Source organism: Pseudooceanicola batsensis HTCC2597 (genome assembly GCF_000152725.1).
GTDB lineage: Bacteria > Pseudomonadota > Alphaproteobacteria > Rhodobacterales > Rhodobacteraceae > Pseudooceanicola > Pseudooceanicola batsensis.
Window position 1 is genome coordinate 1,951,938 of record NZ_CH724131.1, and the last position, 26,942, is coordinate 1,978,879.

A 26,942-nucleotide genomic window follows, 5' to 3' on the forward strand; every position below is an offset into this window, starting at 1 on the left:
GGCCGCCGGGCGGGGTTTCGTGTCTGCCCCCGTCTGCGGGACGGCAAGGCGGGGCCGGGCCTCATGCCTCCCAGTAGTAGGCGAAATATCCCTCTTTCGCCCCGATGCCGAGCGCGTCGCGGAACCGGGCCTTGGCCTTGCGCACCAGCTCCTTTTCGGCGGCGATCCAGACATGGCGGTCGCCGCCCTCGGGCGGCAGGGCGGTGGCCAGGCGATCCCACAGGGCCTCTCCCCTCTCGCGAACGAGCCAGGTGAGGTCGATCCCTGCGGGCCGGGGCATGGGGCAGATGTCTTCCTCCGTGCCGACCTCCATGAGGACCCGCCCACGTCGGTGGGGCTCCGACGTCGCGAGGATGCGCCGGATCGCCGGCAGGGCGGTTTCGTCGCCGGCCATCAGGATCTCCGCTCCGGCCGGAAAATCGCCGCTTCCCGGACCGCTGATCCCGACAAGCTCACCCGGCGCGGCTGTCCGGGCCCAGGTGGTGGCGCGGCCGCCGGCATGCTCGAAGACGTCGAAGGTGAACCGGCCCCGCTGCGGATCTAGGTCGACGAAGGTATAGACCGCGCGGTGCAACCGGTCCGCCCCCTCGGGCAGCACTGTCCGGCCGTTGCCGTCGAGACGCGGCCAGACCGGCGCCCGCCCCCCGGGCGGCAGGAGCAGCGAGAAATGCATGCCGCGCCCCTCGGCCAGCCGTTTCGTGTCGGCGCAGTCCATCTCCACCCGCAGGAAGCGCGGCGCGACCCGCCGGACGCCGCGCACCGTGGCGGTGCAGAAATTCAACGGCGTACGGTTGCGGGCTATGTCGCCCTGCCACGCGCCGGCGGGCGCCAGCCCGGGTGCCACGTGATCCAGGATATGCAGCAGATAGTCGCGGATGTTCTGCAGCGCCACCGCATCCGCCGCCTCGATCCGGACCTCCAGCGCGGCGGCGGTCCGGTCCAGCACCACCCGGGCCAGCGGCACGGTGACGATGAGCGTGCGGTCGGCCTCGACCAGGTCAAGCTCGGCTTCCCGCGCATGTGCGGCGATGTGAGGCAGGAGGTCCTCCGGCAGGGCGCCCCGGAAGGTGGCGGTCGCGGCATGGGTCATGGCAAGGCCTCCCCGGGCGTGGTCCGTGCAGACGATCGATGTCGGCCAAGCGGCAGCATCATCGGCTGGCCCGAGGTCGGGTCGGTCATCACGCGGCACGGCACACCGAATACTGCCGCGACCATATCCTCGGTCAGCACGTCCTGCGGCGTTCCGGCGGCGTATACCCTCCCCGCGCGGATCGCGACCAGATGGTCGGCATAGCGCGCGGCCAGGTTCAGATCGTGCAGCACCATCGCGATGGTCGTGCCACGCCTGCGATTGAGATCGATCAGCAGGTCCAGCACCTCGACCTGATGGGCGATGTCCAGAAAGGTCGTCGGCTCGTCCAGCAGCAGGATATCCGTCTCCTGCGCCAGCGCCATCGCGATCCAGACCCGCTGGCGCTGTCCGCCGGACAGCGCGTCGACATCGCGGTCGGCCAGATCGGCGGTGCGCGTCGCCTCGAGCGCCGTGGCGACGGCCATGTCGTCGGCGCGGGTCCAGCGCGACAGCACCCCCTGATGCGGATGGCGTCCGTGGCTGACCAGATCCGCCACCGTGATGCCGTCCGGCGCGATCGGCGACTGCGGCAGCAGGCCGAGGCTGCGGGCCAGCTCGCGCGTCGGGATCTTGCGGATCACGCGTCCGTCCAGCACCACCTGCCCCGAACTGGGGCGCAGCAGCCGCGCGAGGCAGCGCAGCAGGGTGGACTTGCCGCAGGCATTGGCCCCCACGATCGCGGTGATGGCGCCGGGCGGCACCGTGAGGTCCAGATCGGTCAGGATCTCGCGCGGGCCATAGCCGGCCCGGAGCGCTTTGGCGGTCAATAGGGTCATGGCTCTCTCCCGGTGCGGTTCGACCGGACGATCAGGTATATGAGGTAGGGAGCCCCGAGCGCCCCGGTCACGACGCCGACGGGGTAACGCCCCGCAAGGAGGTGCTGCCCGGCATAATCCCCCAGCAGCATCAGCAGCGCCCCGACCAGCGCCGCCGGGATCAGCGGGGCCCGGCCGGGCCCCGCTATGCGCCCTGCGACGGGGCCGGAGAGGAAGGCGACGAAAGCGACGGGCCCCGAGACGGCCGTGGCCACGGCGATCAACCCCACGGCGGCCATCACGGCCAGCACCTTGTCGACCGCCAGCGGCACGCCGAGCGCGGCCGCCGTGTCATCGCCAAGCCGCATCGCCTCGAGATTGCCGCGCCGGGCGAGAAGCAGCCCCCCGAAGACGGTCAGCGACACCAGGACCGGAAGCGCCTCTGCCAGCGTCGCGCCGTTCACGCTGCCGGTCAGCCAGCGCAGCGCGTCCTGCAGTGTCCAGGCCGGAGCGCGCGACAGGACATAGGCGATCAGGCTGTCCAGCATGGCCGAGAGCCCGATGCCCACCAGGATCAGCCGGGTCCCGGAGACGCCGTCCCGCCAGGCCAGCAGATAGATCAGCAGGGCGACCCCCAGCCCGGCGATCACGGCGGTCACCGAGACGGCCGGACCGCTCCAGCCCAGGATGACGATGGCGAAGACGGCGGCAGCGCTGGACCCGGCGCTGATCCCGATGATGTCGGGGCTTGCCAGGGGGTTGCGCAGCAGCGTCTGAAAGATCACCCCGCCGAGGCCGAAGCTCATCCCGGTCAGGATCGACAGGACGGCGCGCGGCAGGCGCAATTCGCGCACGGCGAAACCGGCGCCCGGCACGTAGTGGCCGGCCAGCACTCGCAGAAGTTCCGACGGGGTGGTCATGGTCGGGCCTGTCGCGAGGGTCAGCCCGAGGACCGCGACCACCAGGCCGCACATCACGGCCACAAGCCGGATGCGCGCCCGCCGGCGTGACAGCCGCAGCCCCGCGATCCGTTCGGCCGCCCCGGTATCCGCCGCCGCGGTCACAGGTCGCGGACCCGGCGCTGGCGCACGATCCAGATGAAGACCGGCGCTCCGACGAAGGCGGTCACGATCCCCACGTCCATTTCGGAAGGGCGGGCGACGATCCGCCCGATCACGTCGGCGATGATCAGCAGGATGCCCCCTGTCAGCGCCGAGAAGGGCAGAAGCCAGCGGTGATCCACCCCGACCAGCAGCCGGCAGGCATGCGGCACGACCAGCCCCACGAAGCCGATCGGCCCGCAGATCGCCGTCGTCGCCCCGCACAGCAGCACCGCGCCCAGGGCCGCGGCCCCGCGCGCCCAGGCCACCCGCGCGCCCAGCCCGGCGGCCGCGTCGTCGCCCAGGGCCAGCAGGTTCAAGCTGCGGGCCGACAGCAGGCAGAGCACCAGCCCGATGGCCAGAAACGGCAGGCACGGCAGGATCGCGTCGAAGCTCGCGCCGCCGATACCGCCGATCTGCCAAGATCTCACGCCGCCGGCGATGTCGTTGCGCGGCAGGACGGTCGCCATGGTGAACGAGGCCGCGGCGATCGACGTCGCCGCCCCCGCGAGCGCCAGTTTCAGCGGAGTGGCCCCGCCCCGGCCGAGCGACCCGATGGCGTAGACGAAGCAGGCCGCGATTCCCGCGCCCAGGATGGCCGTCCAGAGAAAGGCGCCGAGCGTCTGCATTCCGAACCAGGCCATGCCGATGACGACGGCCATGGCCGCGCCCGCATTGACCCCCAGGATCCCCGGATCCGCCAGCGGATTGCGCGTGACCCCCTGCATCACCGCGCCGGCCAGACCGAGCGCGCCGCCCGCCAGAACCGCAAGCACGGTGCGCGGCACCCGGACCGCAACCACCGCTTGGGCCATCGTTTCGGTCGTCCCGCTCATCCCGGCAAGGATGTCCCCCCAGCCGACCGCCCGTGTACCCAGGCCGACCGAGAGCAGGCAGGCGCAGGCGAGCGTCAGGACCACGACGGCGAGCCAGACGACCCGGCCCCGCCGCGACCGCCTCAGCCGGTCCAGCGTCACCCCCGTGGCTTCGACGGTCGTCATTCCGCCTTGCGCGCCGCATCCGCCAGGCGCGAGACATAGTCCTCGAGAACCCACGGAATCGACAGCGGCGTCGGATTGGCGGCCGTGCCGACGGGATCGTTGCCCAGCAGCACGATAGCCCCGTTCTCGACCGTCTCCATGCGCGAGGTCAGACGATTCCTGCGCACCCGGTCGAACAGCGCCCGCCCGCCGTAGGAGACGAGGATGTCCACATCCGCGAAGGCGTCGATCCTTTCGGCGCTCATCTCGCCCGAATAGCGTCCGGGGGCCGTGGCCTCGGTGACCGCCTGCGGCGAACGCAGCCCGAGGTCCTCGAGGAACCGGACGCGCGGATCGTTCGCGGAGTAAAACCGGATCACGCTGAGATCGCGGATATCCAGATGCGTCACGAACATCGCGCTCTTTCCCGCAATGGCGGGATGATCGGCCACGGCGCTGTCGATCCGGTCCTCGGTGCGATGGATCAGCGCTTCCCCCTCTTCGCCCATGCCCAGGCCGGCGGCGTTCAGGCGGATCATCTCGCGCCAGCCGGTCGACCAGGGGCCGTCGCGGTAGGGGATCACGGGAGCGATCTTGCTGAGCGTGTCGTAGTCGGACTGCGACAGCCCGGAATAGGCGGCAAGGATGATGTCCGGCTGCGTGGCCGCGACCGCCTCGAAGTCGATCCCGTCGCCTTCGTCGAAGAGCGGCGGCACATCGGCGCCCAGCTGGTCCAGCCGCTCCGCCACCCAGGGCAGCAGCCCGTCGCCGTCGTCATCGCCGAAATTCGCCCGCGCGAAGCCGACCGGCACGATGCCGAGCGCCAGCGGCACCTCGTGGTTGGCCCAGGCAACGGTCGCGACGCGCTCCGGCCGGTCCGGGACAGTGGTTTCGCCGAAGGCATGCGTGACGGTGACCGGAAAGTCGGCGGCCATGGTCTGCGTCACGGCGAGCGCGAGCCACGCGGCGGCCATGAGCAAGAGCATCTTCGATTGGTGGAACACGGGAACCTCGGCCTCCGGACCGGCGCGACAAACATGATTGTTTCAGTCGGACTTTCACTTTGCCACCGGCCAGTCAACCTCGGGCACGGGCTGGCGCCAAGAAACCCGACAGTTTTGGGCGGGATTTCCGGAGAAACCGACAAAAACAGTCGATTTATACAATACACAGGGCCGCGATCCTGCGTTAGGTGCCGGCAACGCACGACCGGTCGGGCCGAATCGCGGCCGGACCTCTCGCGCGACGAGCGCCCGCAGAACGCGGTCCCAGGGGGGCCTGCGTTCACGGGCTGCCAGCAAACCGCCTGCGCCCGGGCGGCACGCCAGCCCGACAGTCACCTTAAGACGTTTGGAACCGCACCATGGGGTCACCCGCTACACAACTTCACCCGTCCCGCATTCGCCCGGCCCGGCCGGTCTCCACCTTGCTCGGATGCACCGCGCTGGTCGCTTTCCCGCTGGCCGCAATGGCGCAGGAGGATCCGGGAACCGGAACCTATCGGCTTTCGCCGATCATCGTGGACCTGAGCTTCGCGGCCGATGACGACGCCAATTCGATCGTCGCAAAGGAACTCTGGACCGGCGGCAAGGTCGCGACCAGTGTGCTGGACACGCCCGCCGCGGTTTCGGTCGTCACGCAGAAGGAGATCGAGCAGCGCAATGCGGACAAGGTCGAGGACGTGCTCGAGTACACGCCCGGCATCGTCACCGATTACTACGGCACGGACGACCGCAACGACTATTACCTCGTGCGCGGCTTTCAGGCCTCGACCTATCGCGACGGGCTGACCCTCGGCTCCATGCGCGGCGTGCGCGAAGAGCCCTATGGCTACGAGCGGCTCGAGGTGATGAAAGGCGGCAACTCCACCCTCTTCGGCACCTCCGATCCGGGCGGTACGGTCAACTTCGTGTCCAAGACGCCGAGGTTCGAGCGGTTCGGCGAGGTCTACGGCAGCTACGGCTCGCACGATCACAAGGAACTGGGCTTCGACTTCGGAGATGTCCTGAACGACGAGGGCACGCTGGCCTATCGCGTCGTCGGCAAGGTACAGGACGCCGGCCTCGAATATGCCACCTCGAAGGATGACGAGCAGTTCTTCCTGGGCTCGATCGCCTACGAGCCGACGGACTACACCCGCCTGACCTTCACGGTCGACTACCTCAGGCGCGACGGAACCCCGAACAGCGGGGGCTATCCGCTCGACCGTCTCTACGACCGCGGCCAGTTCTTCGGCGAGCCGGGCTTCAACGACCACGAAGTGGAGCGGCTGACCGTCAGCGCCGGCCTGAGGCACGAATTCGAGAACGGGCTCAGGCTCAGCGCGAACCTGCGCTACAGCGATCTCTCCGACGACTTCGCCTATGTCTACCTCTCGGACAATGCGGCGCGGGTCGGGACGATGGTGAACCGGTTCTACTTCGGCACCGACAGCACCGCGGAAGAACTGATCGGCAACGTCATCGTGCAGTACGACACCAGCTTCGGCTCGGTCGACAGCAGCACCCTCGCGGGGATCGAGTTCCGCGACGCCTCGACCACCAGTTCGTCGATCTACGGCGCGCATACGCAGATCGACGTCAGCAACCCTGTCTACACCGGCGCGCCGAGCGGCTTCGCGCCCTACAGCGTCCAGGCGAACGACTACACGACCAGGTCCGTCTTCCTGCAGCAGAACCTGTCCTTCTCGGACCGCCTGATCGCCACGGCGGGTGTGCGGCACGACTGGCTCGACATCACGAACACCGACCGGCTGACCGCCACCACGACGCAGGCCGATTTCTCCGAGACCTCGTTCCGCGGCGCGCTGACCTACAAGATCACCGACGAGATCTCGACCTATGCCAGCTATGTCCAGTCCGTCGCGCCGCCCTCGATCGGGACCCAGCCCGAGCGGGGCGAGCAGTACGAGATCGGCCTCAAGTATCAGCCGGAAAGCATCAATGCCCTGTTCACCGCCTCGGTCTACGACCTCACAAAGAAGAACGTCGTCGTGCCCGTCGTCCTGCCCAGCGGCGCCATCGATCGCCAGACGATCGGACAGTCCCGCGTCCGGGGGCTCGAACTCGAGGCACGCGCCGAGCTGGCCGAGGGGCTGACCCTCTCCGGCGGCTACAGCTATCAGAAGTCGAAGTTCGTCCGCGGCAGCGTGCGCGGCGTGCGGGTCGACGGCAACGAATTCGCCACCGTGCCGAACCATATCGCGTCGCTCTGGCTGACCTACGATCTGCCGACCACCGGCGCGCTCGGTGACATGTCCGTGGGGATCGGCGCCCGCTATGTCGGCCCCTACTACTACAATGTCTTTAACAACAACGGGAAAAGCCCCGGACAGACCAATATCGACGCCTCGTTCACCTACGGCGTTTCGGAAAACACCGAGCTGTCGGTGAACGTCAGCAACCTCTTCGACAAGCAATATGTGGTCGGCCGGGGCACGGCGGACTACTACAACAACGGCCGGACCATCACCGCGGCCCTGCGCCACAGCTGGTGATCGGCTGCGTTCCCGTCCGGTTCCTTCGACCGGGCGGGACGAGTCCCTTGCCCCCTCGGCCCGTCAGGCGGGCCGGTGGTTCCGACGCCAGCTCGCCGGTGTCTCGCCCACGATCTGGCGGAAGGACCGGGTGAGATGGGCCTGATCCGAGAACCCCAGACGATCGGCGATATCGGCGACGCTGAGATCGGTTCCCGACAACAACTCTTGCGCCTGATCGACACGCTTGTTCAGCTGCCACTGGTGAGGCGTCATGCCGGTCGTGTTCTTGAACACCTGCGAGAACCAGCTTTCGGACAGGTTCACCGCATCGGCCATCTGCGCCGTACTCAGCCGCCGCCCGCCACCCGCGTCGAACCGCATCGCGACCTTCCGCATCTGCCCCGCCGTCAGCCGTGCGTTGCCATCGCCGACGCCATTGTCTCCGATCTCCAGCACGCCCGATATCAGGCAGTTGGCAAGGCTTGCGGCAAAGATGTCATGGCGGCTCGGTTTCCGGATTTCGGTCACGAGCAGCCGCGCCAGCGGTTCGATATCGGCGATGTCGTGACGTTCGGCCGGGGCCTCCAGGATCCGGTTCGCAACAGCCCGCGGGAGCGCGGCCGAGAGGAACTGCACAGCCCAGGCATGGTCCATGTGAATATCGACATGGGCGAAGGTGAGCGGTTTCGAGAACCGGGTTCTGAGCTGCATCCCCGCCGGCACGAAAATGGCACGGGCCAATGCGCGCGTCTCGCCCCCGGAGGTCGCGAGGATCGAACTCATGTCGTCGAAAAAGATGCTGAGACGCGGATTGGCCGAGAGGTATCGGCCTCTGGCGCCCTGGTCGCCGGTCGCCTCCCAGTAGGCGACGAGGGTGTGGTCCAGCTGGCGCCACTGCACGGGCGCATCACAACTCAACTTCTCGGTGATGCCGGTAAAATCATGGTTGTAGCCCATGGCTCGGACTCCGCGGATTTTCCAAGGGAACTGGCTGTACGATGCGCCGGATGCAGGATCAGCGCCTCGGATTGGCTGTCCCGCCCATTTGAAACCTTTTCGGGCCGGGGGACAAGCGCGGCCCGCCGCGGCTTTCCGTCAGACTTCGGCCTCACGTTCGGCCTGATCCCTGTACCGTTCCGCCACCAGACGGTATTCGGGCGGAATGTCCCGCATCGACAGCATCCCGACGACCTCGTTGGCGCGGGTCACCGGCAGATGGCGAAAGCCGCCGTCCAGCATCTTGCCCATGGCAGTGGCGAGGGTGCCCTGCGCCGAGATGGTCAGTGGCTCGGGCGTCATCACTTCGGACACCTTCGTCGCCGAGGGGTCCCGGTCCCGCACGATCACCCGCCGGATCACGTCGCGTTCGCTGAGGATGCCCAGCAGCTTGCCGCCATCGAGCACGGGAAGGGCGCCGATGGCATGCTCGTCGAGGATCCGGCAGGCGTCGCGAACCGTCATATCCGGGGTTGCGTGACGCAAAGTACGGTTGCGGATGATTTCGGAAATCGATTGGATGATCATATGCGTTCTCCTGGCCGACACACTCAATGTAGCAGATCCATGAAAATAGCGAAGGTCGGCGCTCCGCCCCCCGGCGACAGCACCTGCGCGCGACGCCCCGCCCGGCGGCGGAAAGCGGGCCGCGCATGACGGATCGTACCGACGTCCTGATCATCGGCGGCGGCGTCGCCGGGCTGACGGCGGCGGCCGAGCTTGCCCTGCACGCCTCCGTCACCCTGGTCGAGAGCGAGGACGCGCTGGCCTACCACGCCTCCGGCCGGTCGGCCGCCATGTTCATAACGGCCTACGGCAACGCCACGATCCGCGCCCTGAACGAAGCCAGCGCCACCCACCACATGACGGACGAGGGCGGGGTTCTGACCCGGCGTCCGATCATGCTCGTCGGCGGCGCGGATGAGGAAGAGACGCTCGAGAGGGAGAGACGGGGCTTTGACATGCGCCGGATCACGACGGACGAGGCGCAGGCGCTCTTCCCCCTCCTCGATGCCGCGACGGCGCCCTTCGCCGCCCTGCGCGAGGATTGCCACGACCTAGATACGGATCTGCTGATCCAGAACGCGAGGCGCAAGGCGCTGGCCAATGGCGCCCGGCTTCTCACCCGTGCGCCGGTGACGCGTATCGCCCGCAGCGACGGATGGCACGTCGAGGCCGGCGAGCATCGGATCACCGCCGGCACGCTGGTCAATGCCGGCGGCGCCTGGGCCGATGCGGTCGCGGAAATGGCCGGCGTCGCGCCGATCGGACTGACCCCCTATCGGCGGTCGATGGCGCGGGTGCCGCTGGCCCCGGGCCTCGATCCCGCCCCCTGGCCCTTTGTTGTCAGCATCAACGAGGCCTGGTACGCAAAGCCGGACGCCGGACAGCTGATCGTCTCCCCCTCGGAAGAACATGAAAGCGTTGCCATGGATGCCTGGGCCGACGACATGGTCATCGCGGAAGGGCTCGCCCGGTTCGAGGCGATGACCGTGATGGAGGTCACGCGCGTCACCGCCACCTGGGCCGGACTGCGCACCTTCGCCCCCGACCGGGCGCTGGTGATCGGCCGCGACCCGGCGCAGCCCGACTTCGTCTGGCTGGCCGGCCAGGGCGGCTACGGATTTCAGACCGCACCCGCCGCGGCGCGGCTCTGCGCGGCTCTGGTCACCGGCGCGGCGCCGGACCTGCCGTCCGGCGTGGTCGCCGCCCTCTCTCCCACACGGTTCGCGACATGACGCAACGGAACCTCCCCCCGTCCGCCTCGGTCGCCGAAAAGGGAGACGGGGCCAAGCTCGTCATTCCCGCCGCCGACCGTAACGGCGCGGCGATCGAGAATCTGATCGCCCAGGTCATCGAGGACCGCGACATATCCAGCGCGCTCGAGATCGCGTCGGGCTCGGGGCAGCACATCCTGCGCCACGCCCGGCGGCACCCGCATATCCAGTGGCAGCCGACCGAGATCGATCCCGACCGTCTCGCCTCGATCGAGGCCTATGCCGCGGAGGCCGGAGAGGAAAACATCCTGCCCCCGCGCGTGCTGAACGCGGTCCTTCACGGCTGGGCCGACCAGTTCGACCGGCAGGACCTGGTGATCCTGGTCAACCTGCTCCACCTCGTGTCGCACGAGGATGCCAACGTCATCTTCCGGGAAACCGCCCGGCTTCTGCCCGTGGGCGGGCTGTTCGTCGCCTACGGCCCGTTCATGCGGGGCGGCGAGCTCACTTCGGAGGGCGACAGGACCTTCCACGCGGATCTCACGGCCTCGGATCCCGAGATCGGCTACAAGGACGATGCCGAGATCACCGAGATGCTGCACGTCAACGGCATGACCCTGATCGACCTGATCGAGATGCCGGCCAACAACCTGGCCTTTGTCGCCGAGCGTGACTGAATGCCTGTTCTGCTTCGAATTGTCCGGATATTTCAGCGCGTCGGCACCGGTTCCTCGCCGCGGTAGTCGTAGAACCCCCGGCTGGTCTTGCGCCCGAGCCAGCCGGCCTCGACATACTTGGTCAGCAGCGGACAGGGCCGGTACTTGGTGTCCGCCAGCCCGTCGTGCAGCACGTTCATGATCGCAAGACAGGTGTCCAGCCCGATGAAATCCGCCAGTTCCAGCGGCCCCATGGGATGGTTGGCGCCCAGCTTCATCGCCTCGTCGATGCTCTTGACGTTGCCCACACCCTCGTAAAGGACGTAGACCGCCTCGTTGATCATGGGCACGAGGACGCGATTGACGATGAAGGCCGGAAAGTCCTCGGCGCTCGACGCCGTCTTGCCCAGCTTTTCCACCACCCCGAGACAGGCCTTGTAGGTCTCCTCGTCCGTCGCGATGCCGCGGATCAGCTCGACCAGCTGCATCACCGGCACGGGATTCATGAAGTGGAAGCCCATGAAACGCTCGGGCCGGTCGGTGCGGCTGGCCAGGCGCGTGATCGAGATCGACGAGGTGTTCGAGGTCAGGATCGTCTCGGGCTTGAGATGCGGCACCAGTTCCCTGAAGATCGCATCCTTCACGGTCTCGCGCTCGGTCGCGGCCTCGATCACCAGATCGGTCCGGCCGAGATCCGCCAGCGTCAGGGTTGTCTTGATCCGGTCCTTGGCCGCGTCGGCATCCGCCTCGGTCACCAGGCCGCGCCCGACCTGCCGGGCCAGGTTGCGGTCGATCTGGCTCGTCGCGCGATCCAGCGCCTCCTGGCTGATGTCGTTCACGAGGACATCGTACCCGGCCAGCGCGCAGACATGGGCGATCCCGTTGCCCATCTGCCCCGCACCGATGACGCCAATTTTCTGGATGTTCATGCCCGGCCTCCCTCAGCTTGCGGCTACACAGTGACCAATGCCGGCGCGCCCCGCAAGCCCTGACGATTTTTCATGAATCCACAGCTTAGCACTTCGGAAAGATTTCTCCGTCAGACCCGCAATGGGTGAGAGAACATGGTGGGTGAAATGACCTTCGAAAGACTGGAAGGCAGGCGTGTCGATTACATGCCGTGCCGATATGGAACGTCCCGGACGCTGTTCCGGGGACCGAAAAGCGACCTTTCGGGTCCGCATGTCCTCTGCCTTGGCGGAACCGAGACCTACGGCAAGTTCCTGCAGACCCCGTATCCGGCGCTGATCGAACGGATGAGCGGGTTGACAGCTGTCAACCTCGGGGTCGCGCAGGCGGGGCCCGATATCTACCTGAACGACCGCGACCTCCTGGCGATGACGGGCGGGGCGCGGGCCACGGTGATCCAGGTCATGGGCGCGCAGAACATGTCGAACCGACATTACACGGTGCATCCCCGGCGCAACGACCGTTTCCTGGCCGCCTCGCCCCTGCTCAGGACCGTGTACCGCGAGGTCGATTTCACCCGGTTCCATTTCACCCGGCACATGCTCACGGTGCTGCAGGATCTCTCGGCCGACCGGTTCGCGATCCTGCGGGCAGAGCTGCAGGTGGCCTGGGTCGCCCGGATGCGTGCGCTGATCGAGCTGATCACCTCGCCCGTCGTGCTGCTCTGGCTCGCCGATCGCGCGCTCGGGCCGAACGGCGGCGCCGCCCCGCTCCCCGAGCAGAGCGATCCGCTGTTCGTGACCGCCGAAATGATCGACGCCCTTCGCCCCGGCGTGGCCGCCGTGGTCGAAGCCCCGGCGAGCCCCGATGCGCTGTTGCACAGAACGGAAGAGCTGGTCTTTTCGCAAGTGGAAGCGCCGGCGGCGGCGACCCTCCTCGGCGCGCAGGCACACCGTGACGCGGCGCGGGCCGTGGCGGCGGCCTTGCGCGGAATCGCGGCACATCCGGCGACCGAGACGACCCCCGGCACGTAGAAAGGCCCGCCGGTTGGCGGGCCTCTCCAATGCAATCGACCGGGTAGGGTGCGTGCTCTGCACGCACCGCCACCGGATCACAGCTTCTCGGTCAGCTCCGGAACGATCTGGAACAGGTCCCCGACCAGGCCGTAGTCGGCGACCTGGAAGATCGGCGCCTCTTCGTCCTTGTTGATCGCGACGATGACCTTGGAGTCCTTCATCCCCGCGAGGTGCTGGATCGCCCCCGAGATGCCGACGGCGACATAGAGCTCGGGTGCCACGACCTTGCCGGTCTGCCCCACCTGCCAGTCGTTCGGAGCATAGCCCGAGTCGACCGCCGCGCGGGATGCCCCAACGGCTGCGCCCAGCTTGTCCGCCAGTTTCTCGATGATCGCGAAGTCCTCTTTCGAGCCGACCCCGCGGCCGCCCGAGACCACGACACCGGCCGAGGTCAGTTCCGGACGGTCCGATTCCGCCATCGCGTCCTCGACCCATTCCGACAAGCCCGGATCCTCGGCCGTCGCGGTCTCCTCGACCGAGGCCGATCCGCCCTCGCCGGCCGCGTCGAAGGTCGAGGTCCGGATCGTCATGACCTTCTTCTCGTCCTTGGACTTCACCGTCTGGATCGCGTTGCCCGCATAGATCGGACGCTCGAACGTGTCGGCGTCGACCACTGCCGAGACATCCGTCAGGATCATGCTGTCGAGCAGCGCCGCGACGCGCGGCATGATGTTTTTCGCGTCCGTCGTGGCGGGGGCCACGATATGGGAATAGTCCCCGGCCAGCGACACGATCAGCGCCGAGACCGGCTCGGCCAGGCGGTGACCGTAGAGGTCATCCTCGGCGACCAGCACCTTGGCCACGCCATCGATCTTGGCGGCGGCTTCGGCGGCGGCCTTGGCCGAGGCGCCCGCGGCCAGGATGGTCACGTCACCCAGCGACTTGACCGCCGAGACGGCCTTGGCGGTGGCGTCCATCGCCAGTTCGCCATCGTTGATTTCGGCAAGCAGAAGAACGGCCATTACACGATCCCCTTTTCCTTGAGTTTCGCCACGAGGGTATCCACGTCGGGCACCATCTCGCCGGCCTTGCGCGCCTCGGGCTCCGAGGTCTTGACCACCTCGAGCCGCGGCGAGACGTCGACGCCATAGTCGTCGGCGGTTTTCTCGTCCAGCGGCTTCTTCTTCGCCTTCATGATGTTCGGCAGCGAGGCATAGCGCGGCTCGTTCAGGCGCAGGTCGGCGGTGACGATCGCGGGCATCTTGACCTTGATGGTCTGCAGACCGCCATCGACCTCGCGCTTGACGATCGCATGGTCGCCGTCGATGTCGAGCTCGTTGGCGAAGGTCGCCTGCGACCACCCCAGAAGCGCCGCCAGCATCTGGCCGGTGGCGTTCATGTCGTTGTCGATCGCCTGCTTGCCGGCGATGACCAGGCCCGGCTGTTCCTCGTCGATCACGCCCTTGAGGATCTTGGCGACCGCGAGCGGCTCGATGTCCTGGTGCACGTCATCGGCGGCGACGATCAGGATCGCCCGGTCGGCACCCATGGCAAGCGCGGTCCGCAGGGTTTCCTGCGCCTGTTTCACGCCGATCGAGACCGCGACGACCTCTTCGGCCTTGCCGGCCTCCTTCAAGCGGATCGCCTCTTCCACGGCGATCTCGTCGAACGGGTTCATCGACATCTTCACATTGGCAAGATCGACGCCCGATCCGTCCGCTTTCACGCGGACCTTCACGTTGTAGTCGATCACGCGTTTGACAGGCACAAGCACCTTCATCTGCGGTCACTCCTCTTTGCAATTCACCGGGCACCGGTGGAGTCACCGGTGCCGTATCCCGCGTGTTGATATAGCCTCAGAGGCAGGCGGGACAGATCAAAATCGACGCAATCGCGCGACGTGACGCCGCGATATTCCGCTTTGCAACATCTATTTCTGCAATGCAGAAAGCAAACACGATGGCATCCGGCGGTTATCATGGGCAGAGAATCACCCGACCCAGCCGGAGACCACCATGCTCGACCGCCTGCTTCCGTATCTCGTCGCCCTGTGCCTGGCCACCCCGCTGTCGGCCCAGCAGGCGACGGATGCGATTCCGCCGGAAATGACCACCGATCTCTCGGCGCCGGTCGACGATCCGGCCTTGCGCCGGGCACAGGAGACGAAGGCCCGGGGCTTTCCGGTCCTCGCCCGGGACTGGATGATCTCGGCAGCCCACCCTCTGGCCGTCGAGGCGGGGGCTGAGGTGCTGCGCAGCGGCGGCACGGCCGCCGACGCCATGGTGGCCGCCCAGGCCATGCTGGGTCTGGTCGAGCCGCAGTCCTCGGGACTCGGCGGGGGCGGCTTCCTGCTCTACTACGACGCGGCGCGCGGGGCGGTGACCTCGCTCGACGGGCGCGAAACTGCCCCGGCGGCGGCCACCCCGCGCCTGTTCCAGACCGCCGAAGGAGAACCGATGGCCTTCTTCGACGCCGTGATCGGCGGGCTGTCGGTCGGCGTGCCGGGCACGCCCGCCCTGATGGAGGCCGCGCACCGGAGATGGGGCCGCCAGCCCTGGGCCCGGCTTTTCGACCCGGCGATCCGCACGGCCGAAGACGGCTTTCCCGTCTCGGCCCGGCTGGCGGCCATGGTCGCGTTCGACCGGGACCGCCTGATGCTGCATCCGGAGACGGCCGCCCATTTCCTACCCGGAGGCGCCCCACTGGCCGCCGGTGAGATCCTCCGCAATCCGCCCTATGCCGAAAGCCTGCGGGCCATCGCGCGCGACGGCGCCCGGGCCTTCTATCAGGGCCCGATCGCCACGCGCATCGCCTCGGCCGTGCGCACCGCGATCCGCCCGGGAAAGCTCACCGCGCAGGACATCGCGGCCTACCGGGTCAGGGAACGCGAACCGGTCTGCCAGCCGTTCCAGGGCTACGAGATCTGCGGCATGGGCCCGCCTTCCTCGGGCGGCGTCACCGTGGCGCAGATCCTCGGCACGGCCGAAGCCTTTCGCGGCGGCGATCTCACCGCCTCGGCGATCTCGGCGGATGTCGAGATGATGCGCGAGGGCGAGGGATTCCTGAACGACCTCACGCTGCTGGGAAATGCCGCGCGACTGGCCTTTGCCGACCGTGGCCGGTATCTCGCCGACAGCGATTTCGTTCCTGTACCGGTCGGGGGGCTGACGGATCCCGACTACCTTGCCGGCCGGGCCGCCCTGGCCGCCGAGGATCGCGCCATCGACAGGGCCACCGCCGGCACCCCCGCCTTCGACCACGCGCTGCTCTGGGCGGATCACGAGGGACGACCGCTGCCCTCGACCACGCATCTTTCGATCGTCGACAGCCACGGCAACGCGCTCTCCCTCACCTCGAGCATCGAGAACGCCTTCGGGTCGCGCGTGATGGCAGGAGGATTCCTGCTCAACAACCAGCTGACGGATTTCTCCTTTCGCGCGCATGTGGATGGTCTGCCGGTGGCGAACGGCGCCGCGCCCGGCAAGCGGCCCCGGTCCTCCATGGCGCCGACCATCGTCATGAAGGACGGCGCGCCGGTGATGATCATCGGCTCCCCGGGGGGGAGCCGGATCATCGGCTACGTCGCCGAAACGATCTGGCGGCACCTGATCGAGGGCTACGACATCCAGCAGGCCATCGCCCTGCCCCATGCCGTCAATCGGTTCGGCACCTACGACATCGAGCGGTCGGACCGGGCCGAGGACCTGGCCCGCCAACTGGCCGCGCGGGGGTTCGACGTGGCCATCCGCGATCTCAACAGCGGCCTGCACGGCATCGCCGTCACCTCGCGCGGGCTCGAGGGCGGCGCGGATCCGCGTCGCGAGGGGCTGGCCTACGGAGAGTGATACCGGCCGGTCTGCGCGCGCCCGGTGCCGCCGGCGATCCGTCCCGCCCCGCCCCCGCCCGCCGTCATCCTCGTGCCCGACCCGAGGATGACGGATCGCCCCCGCCCGGGCGGCCGGCCACGCGGGCGACCGCACGACACCGTCACCGACGTCGATGTGAGGGGGATCCGACGCCTGCAGGAACCTCTGCCGGGGCACATGGCGCAGGTGCTCCGGCCGCCCCGTGATCGCGAAATCCGACCCGACGTCGCTTTCCACCCGGAAAATGTCGGCTGGACACAGCGCCCGCCGCGCCGCCTGTTACACCGTTCGGAAGCCAACCGGAGATCCCGCCAATGAAAACCCATGTCAAAGCCCTGGTCGTCGGCGGCGGCGCCGTCGGCACCTCCATCGCCTATCACCTCGCCCGCGCCGGCTGGGACGACGTGATGCTGCTGGAACGGGACGAGCTGACCTCCGGCTCGACATGGCACGCCGCCGGTCTGCTGCCGCTCTTCAACATGAGCTATGCCACGACCCACATCCACAAGTACTCGGTCGAGTTCTACAAGTCGCTCGAGGCCGAGACCGGGCTGAACGCCGGCTTCTCGATCGTCGGCAACCTGCGGATGGCACAGACGGACGAGAGGATGGACGAATACATGCTCTATGCCTCGACCGCCGAGACCGCCGAAGTGCCCTACGAGTGGATGACCCCCGCGCAGATCAGGGACCGCTGGCCCCTCGTGCGGACCGAGGATCTGAAAGGCGCGATCTACCACCCGACCGACGGCTACATCAATCCGGCCGACGTCACCATGGCCATGGCCAAGGGCGCCCGCCAGCGCGGCGTCACAATCGAGCGCAAGTGGCAGGTCGACGCCTATCACTGGACCGGATCGGAATGGCAGGTGAACTGCACCAGGATGATCGAGAGGGGCGGCAACCTCGTGCCGTCCGAGGAACAGACCGTCATCACCGCCGAACATGTCGTCACCGCCACCGGCAACCACGCGCAGCGCACCGCGCGCCTGCTGGGCATCAGGACGCCCGCGATCCCCGTCGAGCACCAGTTCATCGTGACCGAACCCGACCCGGCCCTGGTCGAGTACCGTTGGAACGGCGGTCCGGAACACCCCGTCCTGCGCGACGCCGACGCCAAGTGGTACGTCCGCGAAGAACGCGGCGGCTGGATCCTCGGCCCCTATGAGCGCAACGCGCCCGCCCGCTTCGCCTATGGCGTGCCGGACAGCTTCCGCGCCGACCTCTTCCCGCTCGACCTCGAGCGGATCGAGGAGGAATACATGTCGATGATCCACCGCATCCCCTCGTCCGAAAGCGTCGGTCTGAAGGACGATTTCAACGGCCCGATCTGCTATACGCCGGACGGCAACCCGCTGATCGGCCCGGCGCCGGGGTTGCGCAACATGTGGCTGGCCGAGGGCTTTTCCTTCGGGATCACCGCCGCCGGCGGCGCCGGCCATTACATGGCGCAGATGATGGTGGAAGGAGAGGCCGAGATCGACATGGCCTCGCTCGATCCCAGGCGCTTCGGCTCCTGGATGACCACCGATTACGCGGTGGCGAAGAACGAGGAAGCATACGAACACGTCTACATCCTGCACCATCCGGACGAGGAACGCCCCGCCGCCCGCCCCCTGCGCACCGCGCCCGTCTACGACCGCCAGAAGGCGCTTGGCGCGCAGTTCGGTCAGGTGAACGGATGGGAGCGTCCCAACTATTTCGGCCCCCTCGACGCGGACGACAGTTTCGACCACGACGCGCGGTCCTTCCGCCGCGGCAGCTGGTGGCAATATGCGGTCGCCGAGGCGAAGGCGATCCGCGAGGGCGTCGGCCTGATCGACGCCACCGCCTTCACCAAGCATCTGGTGAAGGGGCCGGGCGCGACCGCCTTTCTCGACTGGTTCACCTGCAACAGGCTGCCCAGGGTCGGGCGGATCAACCTGACCTACGCGCTGACCGCCAGGGGCACGACCCGCACGGAATACACCATCGTGCGGCTGGCCGAGGACGCGTATTACCTGATATCCGCCGGAGCCTGGACGACCTATGACAGCGATTTCCTGCAAAAGGCGATCGAGGCCAGGATCCCGGACTTCGGCTGGATCTCCTGCCACGACGTGACCACGCAATGGGGCGTCTTCGCCATAGCCGGCCCGAAATCCCGCGACGTGCTGAAATCCTTGGTCAGGGATGCCGACCCCGGGACCGTCCTGTCAAACACGCGCTTCCCTTGGCTGTCGATGCGCGACATCGACCTGGGCATGTGCCCGGTCCGCGCCATCCGCGTCGCCTACACCGGCGAACTCGGCTGGGAACTGCACCACCCGATTGAGATGCAGACCTACCTCTGGGACCGGCTGATGGAGGCAGGCGAACCGCACGGTCTGAAACTGGTCGGCGCCCGCGCGCAGAACTGGCTGCGCCAGGAGAAGAGCTACCGCGCCTTCGGCCACGAACTGGGCCGCGACGCCACCCCGGCCGAAGCCGATCTGCCGCGTTTCATCGACAATTCCAAGGAGTTCCACGGAAAGTCGGCGATGGAGGCCACCGGCATCCGCTCGAAATGCGTCACCGTTCTGATCGACGGGCCCGAGGATGCCGATCCCTGGGGCCGCGAGGCGCTCTATGACGGTGCGGTGAAGGTCGGTCGCCTGACCTCGGGCGGGTATTCGGTGGCCTTCGGGAAATCCATCGGCATGGGCTATGTGTCTCCGGCTTGCGCCGCACCGGGGCAGAAGCTGAAGCTGAAGATGTTCGACAGGCTCTGGGACGCCGTCGTCACCGAGGACAGCCCCTACGACCCGAAGAACGAAGTCATCCGCAAGGACGGCTGACCGGCTGCCACAATGAGCGCGCTGCGCGTGCACGCTACCTGTGGGGCGGCCGTCCGGCCGCCGGTCTGCCTCCGGCGGGGATATTTGCCGGCAAGAAGAAGATCAGGTGCGGCCCCCTGCCGTCCGTCGTGTGTCACGGCGCTGCAGGGGGCTTTCTCCTTGCGCGGTCATCGGCTTCCCAGCCTGTACCGCACCGCCAGTTTCGCAGCAGATGGTTAAGAAACTCTTTCTTTTTGCCTGGAAATATCCCGGGGTGAGGCGGCGGAGGCCCCGGCCTCCGGCGGCGAGGGGCAGAGCCCCTGTTGAAAGATGTAATGCGCCGAAGGCGCGCCTCTGGATCAGGGGCGGTCACCGCCAGCGCCGGAAGCGCCCCGGCCCCTGCGCCGCGAGGATCATGAGCCCGCCGGCAACGGACCAGTTCTTGACCATGATCGTCACCTGCCAGGGATCGGCCCGCAGCTGGTAGTGGAAATAGCTGGTGCAGAGGCAGTAGACCGCGCAGATCAGCGCCCAGCTCCGCACGCGGGGACCGAAGATCAGGCAGACCGCCGCGAGCAGGTTGAACGCCGCCACCGGCCAGACCAGCCATCCCGGCAGCCCGACCGAGGAGATCATCCGCATCACCTGCTCCGGATCGGAGGCCTTTTGCAGGGCTCCGCCGAGGAAGAGGACCGCGATCAACACCCGGCCCGCGAGGTTCAGAAGATCCGACACGGGGGGCTATCCCCGTCCGATATAGGGCATCTTGGTCGCCATGACGGTCATGAACTGCACATTCGCGCCGGCCGGCAGTGCGGCCATGTGCAGCACCGCCTCGGCCGCATGGCGCACGTCCATCGAGGGCGGCGGGTCATCGGGGTTCGCGTCGATGATCCCCTGCAGCAGCTCGGTTCTGGCATTGCCGATGTCGATCTGGCCGCAGGCGATGTCGAAGGCCCGACCGTCCAGCGACAGGCTGCGGGTCATGCCGGTCACCGCATGTTTCGTCGCCGTGTATGCGATCGAGCCCTGGCGGGGGACATGCGCCGAGATCGAGCCGTTGTTGATGATCCGCCCGCCCTGCGGCACCTGCGACCGCATCTGCCGGAACGCCGCGCGCGCCGCCAGGAACATGCCCGTGAGGTTCAGGTCCACCACCTCGCGCCATTCCGTCAGCGACAGCCCGTCGATCGTGTCCGCGCGTCCGAAGGTGCCCGCGTTGTTGAAGAGCACGTCGAGCCGGCCGACCCGCCCCGCGAATTCGGCGATGGCGCTGTCGACCGTGGCCTCGTCCGTGACGTCCCCCGGCAGGAGATGCGCCTTGTCCCGGTGTCCGAAGGCCTCTTCCAGCACATCCGCCCGCCGCGCCATGCAGCCGACGGTCCAGCCCTCGTCAAGGAAGAGGTCCGCCGTAGCGCGGCCGATGCCGCCGCTGGCGCCGGTGATGAATATGCTTTTCATGTCTCCTCCTCGGCTGCCGGCAGCGACAGGTCGAGCGGCGCGGCCGCCACCGCGCGGAGGTCGTCGGTCGAGAGCGGCCCGGTCGGGCGGGCCAGCCGGTTGCGCACCACCCAGTGCAGGCGGGTCTCGGCGCGGGTGATCGCCACATAGGCCAGCCGTTTCCAGAGCGGCTGACCCGCCTCGATCCGGCCGACCCGCGCGGCGGCGAAGAGGTCAGGGGCGAAGACCTGGACATCGCGCCATTGCGAGCCCTGGGCCTTGTGGATGGTGACGGCCGCGCCGTGCAGGAAGGTCGCCCCCATGCGGGCGGCGAAGGGGATGAAGGGCTCTTCCTCGCCCGGTTTCTCGATCTTCACGATCGAGGCGGCCGACACCTGCGGATTTTCGGCCCCCACCACGTGCAGACGCGAGAAGCCGGGCTTGGAACCGGGGCCGAGATAGACCACCTGGGCCCCCTTGATCAGCCCGCGGGCCTCGAGGTCCAGCCGTTTCTTGCGATGTTTCAGCGGCAGTTCGATCCCGTCGCAGACCAGCGGCTCGCCCGGCAGCAGCGCGTCCTCGGGCGCCTCGTGTACCGAACGGAAGGCGTTGATCAGCCGGATGCGCGTGGCGTTGCGCCAGACCAGCACCGGGGATCGCGCCATCAGGTCGACCTCGACCCGCTGGCTCCAGACCACGCGGTCGTCGCTCCGCGCCCTGTCCTCGATCATCCGTTCGAAGTCCTCGAACCCCAGCTGGGGATCGGCCAGGGCATGGGCGAGGTCGAGGATCGGGTTGTCGGCGTCCTGCCGGTGGATCCGGTTCAGGTTCAGCACCTGCGGCGCGGCCAGCCTGTCGAATACCATGCGCCCTGACTGACCGACCGGCGCCAGCTGCGCCGGGTCGCCGAAGATCAGCAGGGTCGGGAAAATCTCGCGCAGGTCGTCGAACTGCTTGTCATCGAGCATCGAGGCCTCGTCGATCAACCCGATGTCCAGCGGATCGTCCCGCCGCTTCCAGCCGGTGATGAAATCCGACCCGCGCAGTCCGGCCGTCGCGAGCGCGCCGGGGATGGACCTGTTGGTCTGGTAGAAGGCCAGCGCCCGGTCGAGCGCCGACTCCGTCAGCCCCTCGATCACCGGTTTCTCGCCCTCGCCCGCCAGCCATTCGGCGATACGCTCGTATTCGGGGTCGTAGACGGGGGTATAGAGGATGCGGTGGATCGTCGTCGCCGGCACCCCGCGCAACCGCAGGACCGAGGCTGCCTTGTTCGTGGGGGCGAGGATCGCCAGCGTCCGCCGTGCGCGGTGCTTGCGGGGCTCGTAATCGCCCGAGACCAGGGTCACCCCGGCCTCTTCCGCCGCCCGCGAGATCGCCGCCAGCAGCAGCGTCTTGCCCGAGCCCGCCTTGCCGGTGACGGCCAGCACCTGCCCCTTGCCCGCGCCGGGCGGGCGGGTCGTCGCCTCCTCGAGATCGACCCCCTCGTCGCGGAAGGCGTCGGCGATCCGGTCGAAGGCTTCGGCCTGGTCATTCGAATAGGTTACGGCGGGCAGCGTCATGGCGCGGACGCTACTGCGGTTTCGGGGCATGTTCCAGCGCGTCGCCGCCGCTTTGACCCGGGGTTCGGCCTCTGCACCGCATCGCCCGGGAACGGGGATCTGTTCTTCCCCCCGCGCGGATCCTGTGGCCGCAACACGGGGAGCCGGAGCCATGGCCAGCGGTCCCGGGCCTTGTCACCGCCCGGCGGGCGGACAGCGCAGGACGGTAGCGACCGGCCCTCGGGTGGCGAGGCAGGCACCGGTTTCCGACAGGTCCTACGGCGCGGAACGGCGCCACGTCGCCGCAAGTCCGCACCGGCCCGACACCACCGCCCGCTGTCAGGTGCCGGTCGCGCGCGGCGCGTCATGGACCACCGGCTCGAGCGGCGTGCCGTCATTTTCCGAGGCATGCCGTTCGTAGGTCTTGAACCCGGCCGGCAGGAGGGTGCCGGGACGGGCTTCGGACACGAAGATGTGCTTGCTGTTGTCGGGCGTCACCGGGATCGCGGCCGGATCGTCGAGGGTGCCGATGTAGATGCCCAGCCGGTCCGGCCACCGCGCGAAGGTCAGCGCCAGCTTGGTGCCGCAGTCGGGGCAGAAATGGACGTGGATATCCTTGCCGCTGCCATCCGAGGGCAGCGTGTAGACCGCGGGCGCACAGCCCGTGAAGGCGAAATCCGCGCGCTCGAAGATCGGCTCGATCATCCGGTCCGCGCCGGTCGCACGCTGGCAGAACGTGCAGTAGCAGACCGTCACCCAGAGAGGCGCGCCGCCCGTGTCGTAGGTCACCTTTCCGCAGAGACAGCGCCCGCTGTGCCCGTCCGCCATGTCGTGCCCCCCTTCGGATCCGCTCCGGTACGATCCTAGACGAAAACGGCGGCAAACGACATGGGTCTTCGCGGCCCCTGAAACCCGATGGGCGGCCGGAGGGGTTATTCCGCCGCGACGTCCTGGGGATCGGCAAGCGCGACCACGTCCATCATGATGGTGTTCAGCTGGAAATCCTTGGGCGTGTAGACCCGCGCCACGCCCATGGCCCGCAGGCGCGTCGCATCTTCCTCGGGGATGATCCCGCCGACGACCACGGGGATCTCTCCCAGCCCGGCCGCGCGCATCTTGGTCATCACGTCCTCGACCAGCGGCAGGTGCGACCCCGAGAGGATCGACAGGCCCACCACATGCGCCTCTTCGTCCTGCGCGCGGGTGACGATCTCATCCGGGGTCAGGCGGATACCGTCGTAATTGATGTCCATCCCGCAGTCGCGCGCACGAAAGGCGATCTGTTCGGCGCCGTTTGAATGGCCGTCGAGCCCGGGCTTGCCGATCACGAACTTGAGCCGGCGGCCCAGCCTGTCCGACACGGCATCCACCGCGTCGCGGATGTCGTCGAGCCCCTCGGTCTTGTTGGACACAGAGGCCGAAACCCCGGTCGGGCCGCGATACTCGCCATGGACGGTGCGCATCTGCGCCGCCCATTCGCCGGTGGTCACCCCCGCCCTGGCGGCGGCGATCGAGGCCGGCATGATGTTCTCGTTCATCGCGGCGGCCTCGCGCAGGGCATCCAGGGCGGTCTTCACCGCCGCCTCGTCGCGCTCGGCCCGCCAGGCGTTGAGCCGGTCGATCTGGTCGGCCTCGACCGCCGGATCCACGGTCATGATTCCGCCGTCCTCGCCCATCAGCGGCGAGGGCTCGGCCTCGGTCCACTTGTTCACCCCGACCACGACGGTCCTGTCGGTTTCGATCCGGTTCACCCGCTCGGCGTTCGAATCCACCAGCCGCGACTTCATGTATTCGATGCTGGCCACCGCGCCGCCCATGCTTTCCAGATTCGCCAGCTCCGCCCGCGCGCCCTCCTTGAGCGCGGCGACCTTCGCATCCACGGCCGGGTTGCCGTCGAAAAGATCCCCGTATTCCAGAAGGTCCGTCTCGTAGGCCAGGATCTGCTGCATCCTCAGCGACCACTGCTGGTCCCAGGGCCGCGGCAGCCCGAGCGCCTCGTTCCAGGCCGGAAGCTGGACCGCACGGGCCCGCGCCTTCTTGCTAAGGGTCACGGCCAGCATCTCGAGCAGGATGCGGTAGACATTGTTCTCGGGCTGCTGTTCGGTCAGGCCCAGCGAATTGACCTGGACGCCATAGCGGAACCGGCGGAATTTCGGGTCCTCGACCCCGTAGCGGTCGGCGCAGATCTCGTCCCACAGATCGACGAAGGCCCGCATCTTGCACATCTCGGTCACGAAGCGGATGCCGGCATTCACGAAGAACGAGATTCGGCCTACGACGGTCGGGAAATCCTCGGCCGGGACGCGCGGTTTGAGCTCGTCCAGCACCGCCATGCCGGTGGCCAGCGCATAGGCCAGTTCCTGCTCGGGCGTCGCGCCGGCCTCCTGCAGGTGATAGGAGCAGACGTTCATCGGGTTCCACCTGGGAACCTCGCGATAGCAATATTCGGCCACGTCCGCGATCATGCGCAGCGACGGCGCGGGCGGGCAGATATAGGTCCCGCGCGAAAGATATTCCTTGATCAGGTCGTTCTGTACCGTGCCCTGCAACGCCTTGGGATCGGCCCCCTGCTCTTCCGCGACGGCGATGTAGAGCGCCAGCAGCCACGGCGCCGTCGCGTTGATTGTCATCGAGGTGTTCATCTCGGCCAGCGGGATCTGGTCGAAGAGCGTCCGCATGTCGCCCAGGTGGCTGATCGGCACGCCGACCTTGCCGACCTCGCCCCTGGCCAGCACGTGATCGCTGTCATACCCGGTCTGGGTCGGCAGGTCGAAGGCCACCGAAAGCCCGGTCTGCCCCTTCTTGAGGTTGGACCGGTAAAGTTCGTTCGACGCCTTGGCCGTGGAATGGCCGGAATAGGTCCGGAACAGCCAGGGGCGGTCTTTCTGCGTCTCGGTCATCACGAGCCTCCGCGGTCGGGGTGGTTCGACAGGGTAACAATATTGCGCTTGGCCGTTGTTATCCGAAAGAAAGTGGCCATGTCAATTCGCTGCAATGCGGCGTAGCCTGACGGTGCCGGTCAGGGCCGGAAATCCGCTGTTGATCCCTGTTTTCCCGGCGCAAGCGGCTGTTTCCGCCCGGGAGACGGAGTTTTGCTGCAACCGCTCGGTCATAAAATTACAAATGATACGTCTGTGGGATTGCATTGTTGCGCGCCGGTCGATATTCGAAGGGCCAGCCGCCGCGATTCTGCATTGCGGCACAGATGACTCAGGAGGCTCACATGGCACTGGATACCGACTCCGCCATCGCCGCGTACGACGCGCCGAAGAAAGACCTGTATGAAATCGGCGAAATGCCGCCGCTCGGCCACGTGCCGAAACAGATGTACGCCTGGGCGATCCGCCGCGAACGGCATGGCGAACCCAAGGACAGCTTCCAGCAGGAGGTCGTCGACACCTGGGCCATCGACAGCCACGAGGTGCTGGTTCTCGTGATGGCGGCGGGCGTCAACTACAACGGCGTCTGGGCCGGGCTGGGACAGCCGATCTCGCCCTTCGACGTGCACGGGCAGGACTATCACATCGCCGGGTCGGATGCCTCGGGGATCATCTGGGCGGTCGGCGACAAGGTGAAGAACTGGAAGGTGGGCGACGAGGTCGTGATCCACTGCAACCAGGACGACGGCGACGACGAGGAATGCAACGGCGGCGACCCGATGTTTTCGCCCACGCAGCGGATCTGGGGCTACGAGACCGGAGACGGGTCCTTCGCCCAGTTCTGCCGGGTGCAGGCGCAGCAGCTGATGCCACGCCCCAAGCACCTGACCTGGGAAGAGGCGGCCTGCTATACGCTGACGCTGGCCACCGCCTACCGGATGCTGTTCGGCCACCACCCGCATGAGCTCAAGCCCGGCCAGAACGTGCTGGTCTGGGGGGCCTCGGGCGGCCTCGGCTCCTATGCGATCCAGCTGGCCACGACGGCGGGCGCCAATGCGATCGGCGTGATCTCGGACGAGAGCAAGCGCGACTTCGTCATGGCGCAGGGCGCCAAGGGCGTGATCAACCGCAAGGATTTCGACTGCTGGGGCCAGCTGCCCACGGTGAACAGCCCCGAATACAACGAATGGCTGAAGGAGGCGCGCAAGTTCGGCAAGGCGATCTGGGAGATCACCGGCAAGGGCGTGAACGTCGACATGGTCTTCGAACATCCCGGCGAGGCGACCTTCCCGGTCTCGACCCTGGTGGTGAAGAAGGGCGGGATCGTGGTGATCTGCGCCGGCACCAGCGGGTTCAACACCACCTTCGACGTGCGCTACATGTGGATGCACCAGAAGCGCCTGCAGGGCTCGCATTTCGCCAACCTCAAGCAGGCGGCGAGCGCCAACCGCCTGATGATGGAGCGGCGGCTCGATCCCTGCATGTCCGAGCTCTTCCCCTGGGCCGAGATCCCCGAGGCGCACATGAAGATGATGCGCAACGAGCACAAGCCCGGCAACATGGCGGTCCTGGTCCAGTCCCCGCGCCCGGGGCTGCGCACGGTCGAGGATGTTCTCGAGGCCGGCCGGGCCTGACCTGACCCGGTCTTCGCCGACGACGGATCGGGCCGCCCCCTGGGGCGGCC

Annotated in this window: 21 protein-coding genes and 1 pseudogene; 7 read left to right on the forward strand and 15 right to left on the reverse strand. The window is 67.7% G+C overall.

The window, feature by feature from the left end; genetic code table 11:
* Window positions 1-61: 61 nt before the first annotated feature.
* The 5 genes from OB2597_RS13300 to OB2597_RS13320 are packed head-to-tail and all read right to left on the reverse strand — an operon-like array spanning window position 62 to window position 4,953.
* A complete protein-coding gene (locus OB2597_RS13300; protein WP_009806099.1) occupies window positions 62-1,090 on the reverse strand; it encodes a siderophore-interacting protein in 1,029 nt (342 codons plus the stop codon).
* On the reverse strand, window positions 1,087-1,908 hold the full coding sequence (locus tag OB2597_RS13305) for an ABC transporter ATP-binding protein (protein ID WP_009806100.1): 822 nt from the start codon (window positions 1,906-1,908) through the stop codon (window positions 1,087-1,089). The genes OB2597_RS13300 and OB2597_RS13305 overlap by 4 nt, the downstream gene beginning before the upstream one ends.
* The gene (locus tag OB2597_RS13310; protein ID WP_009806101.1) at window positions 1,905-2,951 is read right to left on the reverse strand and encodes a FecCD family ABC transporter permease; all 1,047 of its coding nucleotides are present in this window, start codon (window positions 2,949-2,951) and stop codon (window positions 1,905-1,907) included. The genes OB2597_RS13305 and OB2597_RS13310 overlap by 4 nt, the downstream gene beginning before the upstream one ends.
* A complete protein-coding gene (locus tag OB2597_RS13315) occupies window positions 2,948-3,988 on the reverse strand; it encodes a FecCD family ABC transporter permease (protein WP_009806102.1) in 1,041 nt (346 codons plus the stop codon). The genes OB2597_RS13310 and OB2597_RS13315 overlap by 4 nt, the downstream gene beginning before the upstream one ends.
* Window positions 3,985-4,953: an iron-siderophore ABC transporter substrate-binding protein gene (locus tag OB2597_RS13320; protein ID WP_040609338.1), complete on the reverse strand. Its 969-nt coding sequence runs from the start codon at window positions 4,951-4,953 to the stop codon at window positions 3,985-3,987. The genes OB2597_RS13315 and OB2597_RS13320 overlap by 4 nt, the downstream gene beginning before the upstream one ends.
* Before the next feature lie 482 nt (window positions 4,954-5,435).
* Here OB2597_RS13320 and OB2597_RS13325 point away from each other — a divergent pair, with 482 nt between their 5' ends.
* Entirely contained in the window at window positions 5,436-7,463 is a 2,028-nt protein-coding gene (locus OB2597_RS13325; protein WP_238529757.1) for a TonB-dependent siderophore receptor, read from the forward strand.
* A 63-nt stretch (window positions 7,464-7,526) separates the two neighbouring features.
* Here OB2597_RS13325 and OB2597_RS13330 read toward each other — a convergent pair whose 3' ends face one another.
* Window positions 7,527-8,402, reverse strand: a complete 876-nt coding sequence (locus OB2597_RS13330; protein ID WP_009806105.1) for a helix-turn-helix domain-containing protein — start codon at window positions 8,400-8,402, stop codon at window positions 7,527-7,529.
* Between the two features lie 138 nt (window positions 8,403-8,540).
* Window positions 8,541-8,969, reverse strand: a complete 429-nt coding sequence (locus tag OB2597_RS13335; RefSeq protein WP_009806106.1) for a CBS domain-containing protein — start codon at window positions 8,967-8,969, stop codon at window positions 8,541-8,543.
* A 125-nt stretch (window positions 8,970-9,094) separates the two neighbouring features.
* On the opposite strand from OB2597_RS13335, the gene OB2597_RS13340 reads away from it, so the two are divergent.
* Together OB2597_RS13340 and OB2597_RS13345 are read left to right on the forward strand one after the other, a co-directional pair.
* Entirely contained in the window at window positions 9,095-10,180 is a 1,086-nt protein-coding gene (locus OB2597_RS13340) for an NAD(P)/FAD-dependent oxidoreductase (RefSeq protein WP_009806107.1), read from the forward strand.
* Window positions 10,177-10,836, forward strand: a complete 660-nt coding sequence (locus OB2597_RS13345) for a DUF938 domain-containing protein (protein ID WP_009806108.1) — start codon at window positions 10,177-10,179, stop codon at window positions 10,834-10,836. The genes OB2597_RS13340 and OB2597_RS13345 overlap by 4 nt, the downstream gene beginning before the upstream one ends.
* Before the next feature lie 32 nt (window positions 10,837-10,868).
* On the opposite strand, the gene OB2597_RS13350 is transcribed toward OB2597_RS13345, so the two are convergent.
* Window positions 10,869-11,744, reverse strand: coding sequence for a 3-hydroxybutyryl-CoA dehydrogenase (locus OB2597_RS13350; RefSeq protein WP_009806109.1), 876 nt, complete (start codon window positions 11,742-11,744; stop codon window positions 10,869-10,871).
* A 147-nt stretch (window positions 11,745-11,891) separates the two neighbouring features.
* Here OB2597_RS13350 and OB2597_RS13355 point away from each other — a divergent pair, with 147 nt between their 5' ends.
* Complete coding sequence (locus OB2597_RS13355) at window positions 11,892-12,758, forward strand: DUF6473 family protein (RefSeq protein ID WP_009806110.1); 867 nt, start codon at window positions 11,892-11,894, stop codon at window positions 12,756-12,758.
* A gap of 77 nt (window positions 12,759-12,835) precedes the next feature.
* Here OB2597_RS13355 and OB2597_RS13360 read toward each other — a convergent pair whose 3' ends face one another.
* Together OB2597_RS13360 and OB2597_RS13365 are read right to left on the reverse strand one after the other, a co-directional pair.
* Entirely contained in the window at window positions 12,836-13,762 is a 927-nt protein-coding gene (locus OB2597_RS13360; RefSeq protein WP_009806111.1) for an electron transfer flavoprotein subunit alpha/FixB family protein, read from the reverse strand.
* Window positions 13,762-14,520 carry an electron transfer flavoprotein subunit beta/FixA family protein gene (locus OB2597_RS13365; protein ID WP_009806112.1) on the reverse strand — a complete coding sequence of 253 codons (759 nt, stop codon included), beginning with the start codon at window positions 14,518-14,520 and terminating at the stop codon, window positions 13,762-13,764. Before OB2597_RS13365 ends, OB2597_RS13360 begins: the two co-directional genes overlap by 1 nt.
* Before the next feature lie 235 nt (window positions 14,521-14,755).
* On the opposite strand from OB2597_RS13365, the gene ggt reads away from it, so the two are divergent.
* Together ggt and OB2597_RS13375 are read left to right on the forward strand one after the other, a co-directional pair.
* On the forward strand, window positions 14,756-16,585 hold the full coding sequence (gene ggt / locus OB2597_RS13370; RefSeq protein WP_009806113.1) for a gamma-glutamyltransferase: 1,830 nt from the start codon (window positions 14,756-14,758) through the stop codon (window positions 16,583-16,585).
* A 335-nt stretch (window positions 16,586-16,920) separates the two neighbouring features.
* Entirely contained in the window at window positions 16,921-19,422 is a 2,502-nt protein-coding gene (locus tag OB2597_RS13375) for a GcvT family protein (RefSeq protein ID WP_009806114.1), read from the forward strand.
* Between the two features lie 348 nt (window positions 19,423-19,770).
* Here OB2597_RS13375 and OB2597_RS13380 read toward each other — a convergent pair whose 3' ends face one another.
* From OB2597_RS13380 to OB2597_RS13400, 5 genes and pseudogenes are all read right to left on the reverse strand, one after another.
* Window positions 19,771-20,136 (reverse strand): DoxX family protein, encoded by a 366-nt coding sequence (locus OB2597_RS13380; protein ID WP_009806115.1) that lies wholly within the window; start codon window positions 20,134-20,136, stop codon window positions 19,771-19,773.
* A gap of 6 nt (window positions 20,137-20,142) precedes the next feature.
* Entirely contained in the window at window positions 20,143-20,862 is a 720-nt protein-coding gene (locus tag OB2597_RS13385) for an SDR family oxidoreductase (RefSeq protein ID WP_009806116.1), read from the reverse strand.
* Window positions 20,859-22,400, reverse strand: a complete 1,542-nt coding sequence (locus OB2597_RS13390; protein ID WP_009806117.1) for an ATP-dependent DNA helicase — start codon at window positions 22,398-22,400, stop codon at window positions 20,859-20,861. Before OB2597_RS13390 ends, OB2597_RS13385 begins: the two co-directional genes overlap by 4 nt.
* Window positions 22,401-22,718: 318 nt before the next feature.
* Window positions 22,719-23,207, reverse strand: a complete 489-nt coding sequence (locus OB2597_RS13395) for a GFA family protein (protein WP_009806118.1) — start codon at window positions 23,205-23,207, stop codon at window positions 22,719-22,721.
* A 104-nt stretch (window positions 23,208-23,311) separates the two neighbouring features.
* A pseudogene (locus OB2597_RS13400) lies at window positions 23,312-25,306 on the reverse strand (methylmalonyl-CoA mutase family protein); the annotation flags it as partial.
* A gap of 296 nt (window positions 25,307-25,602) precedes the next feature.
* On the opposite strand from OB2597_RS13400, the gene ccrA reads away from it, so the two are divergent.
* Window positions 25,603-26,892 (forward strand): crotonyl-CoA carboxylase/reductase, encoded by a 1,290-nt coding sequence (gene ccrA / locus OB2597_RS13405; RefSeq protein WP_009806120.1) that lies wholly within the window; start codon window positions 25,603-25,605, stop codon window positions 26,890-26,892.
* Window positions 26,893-26,942: the final 50 nt, after the last annotated feature.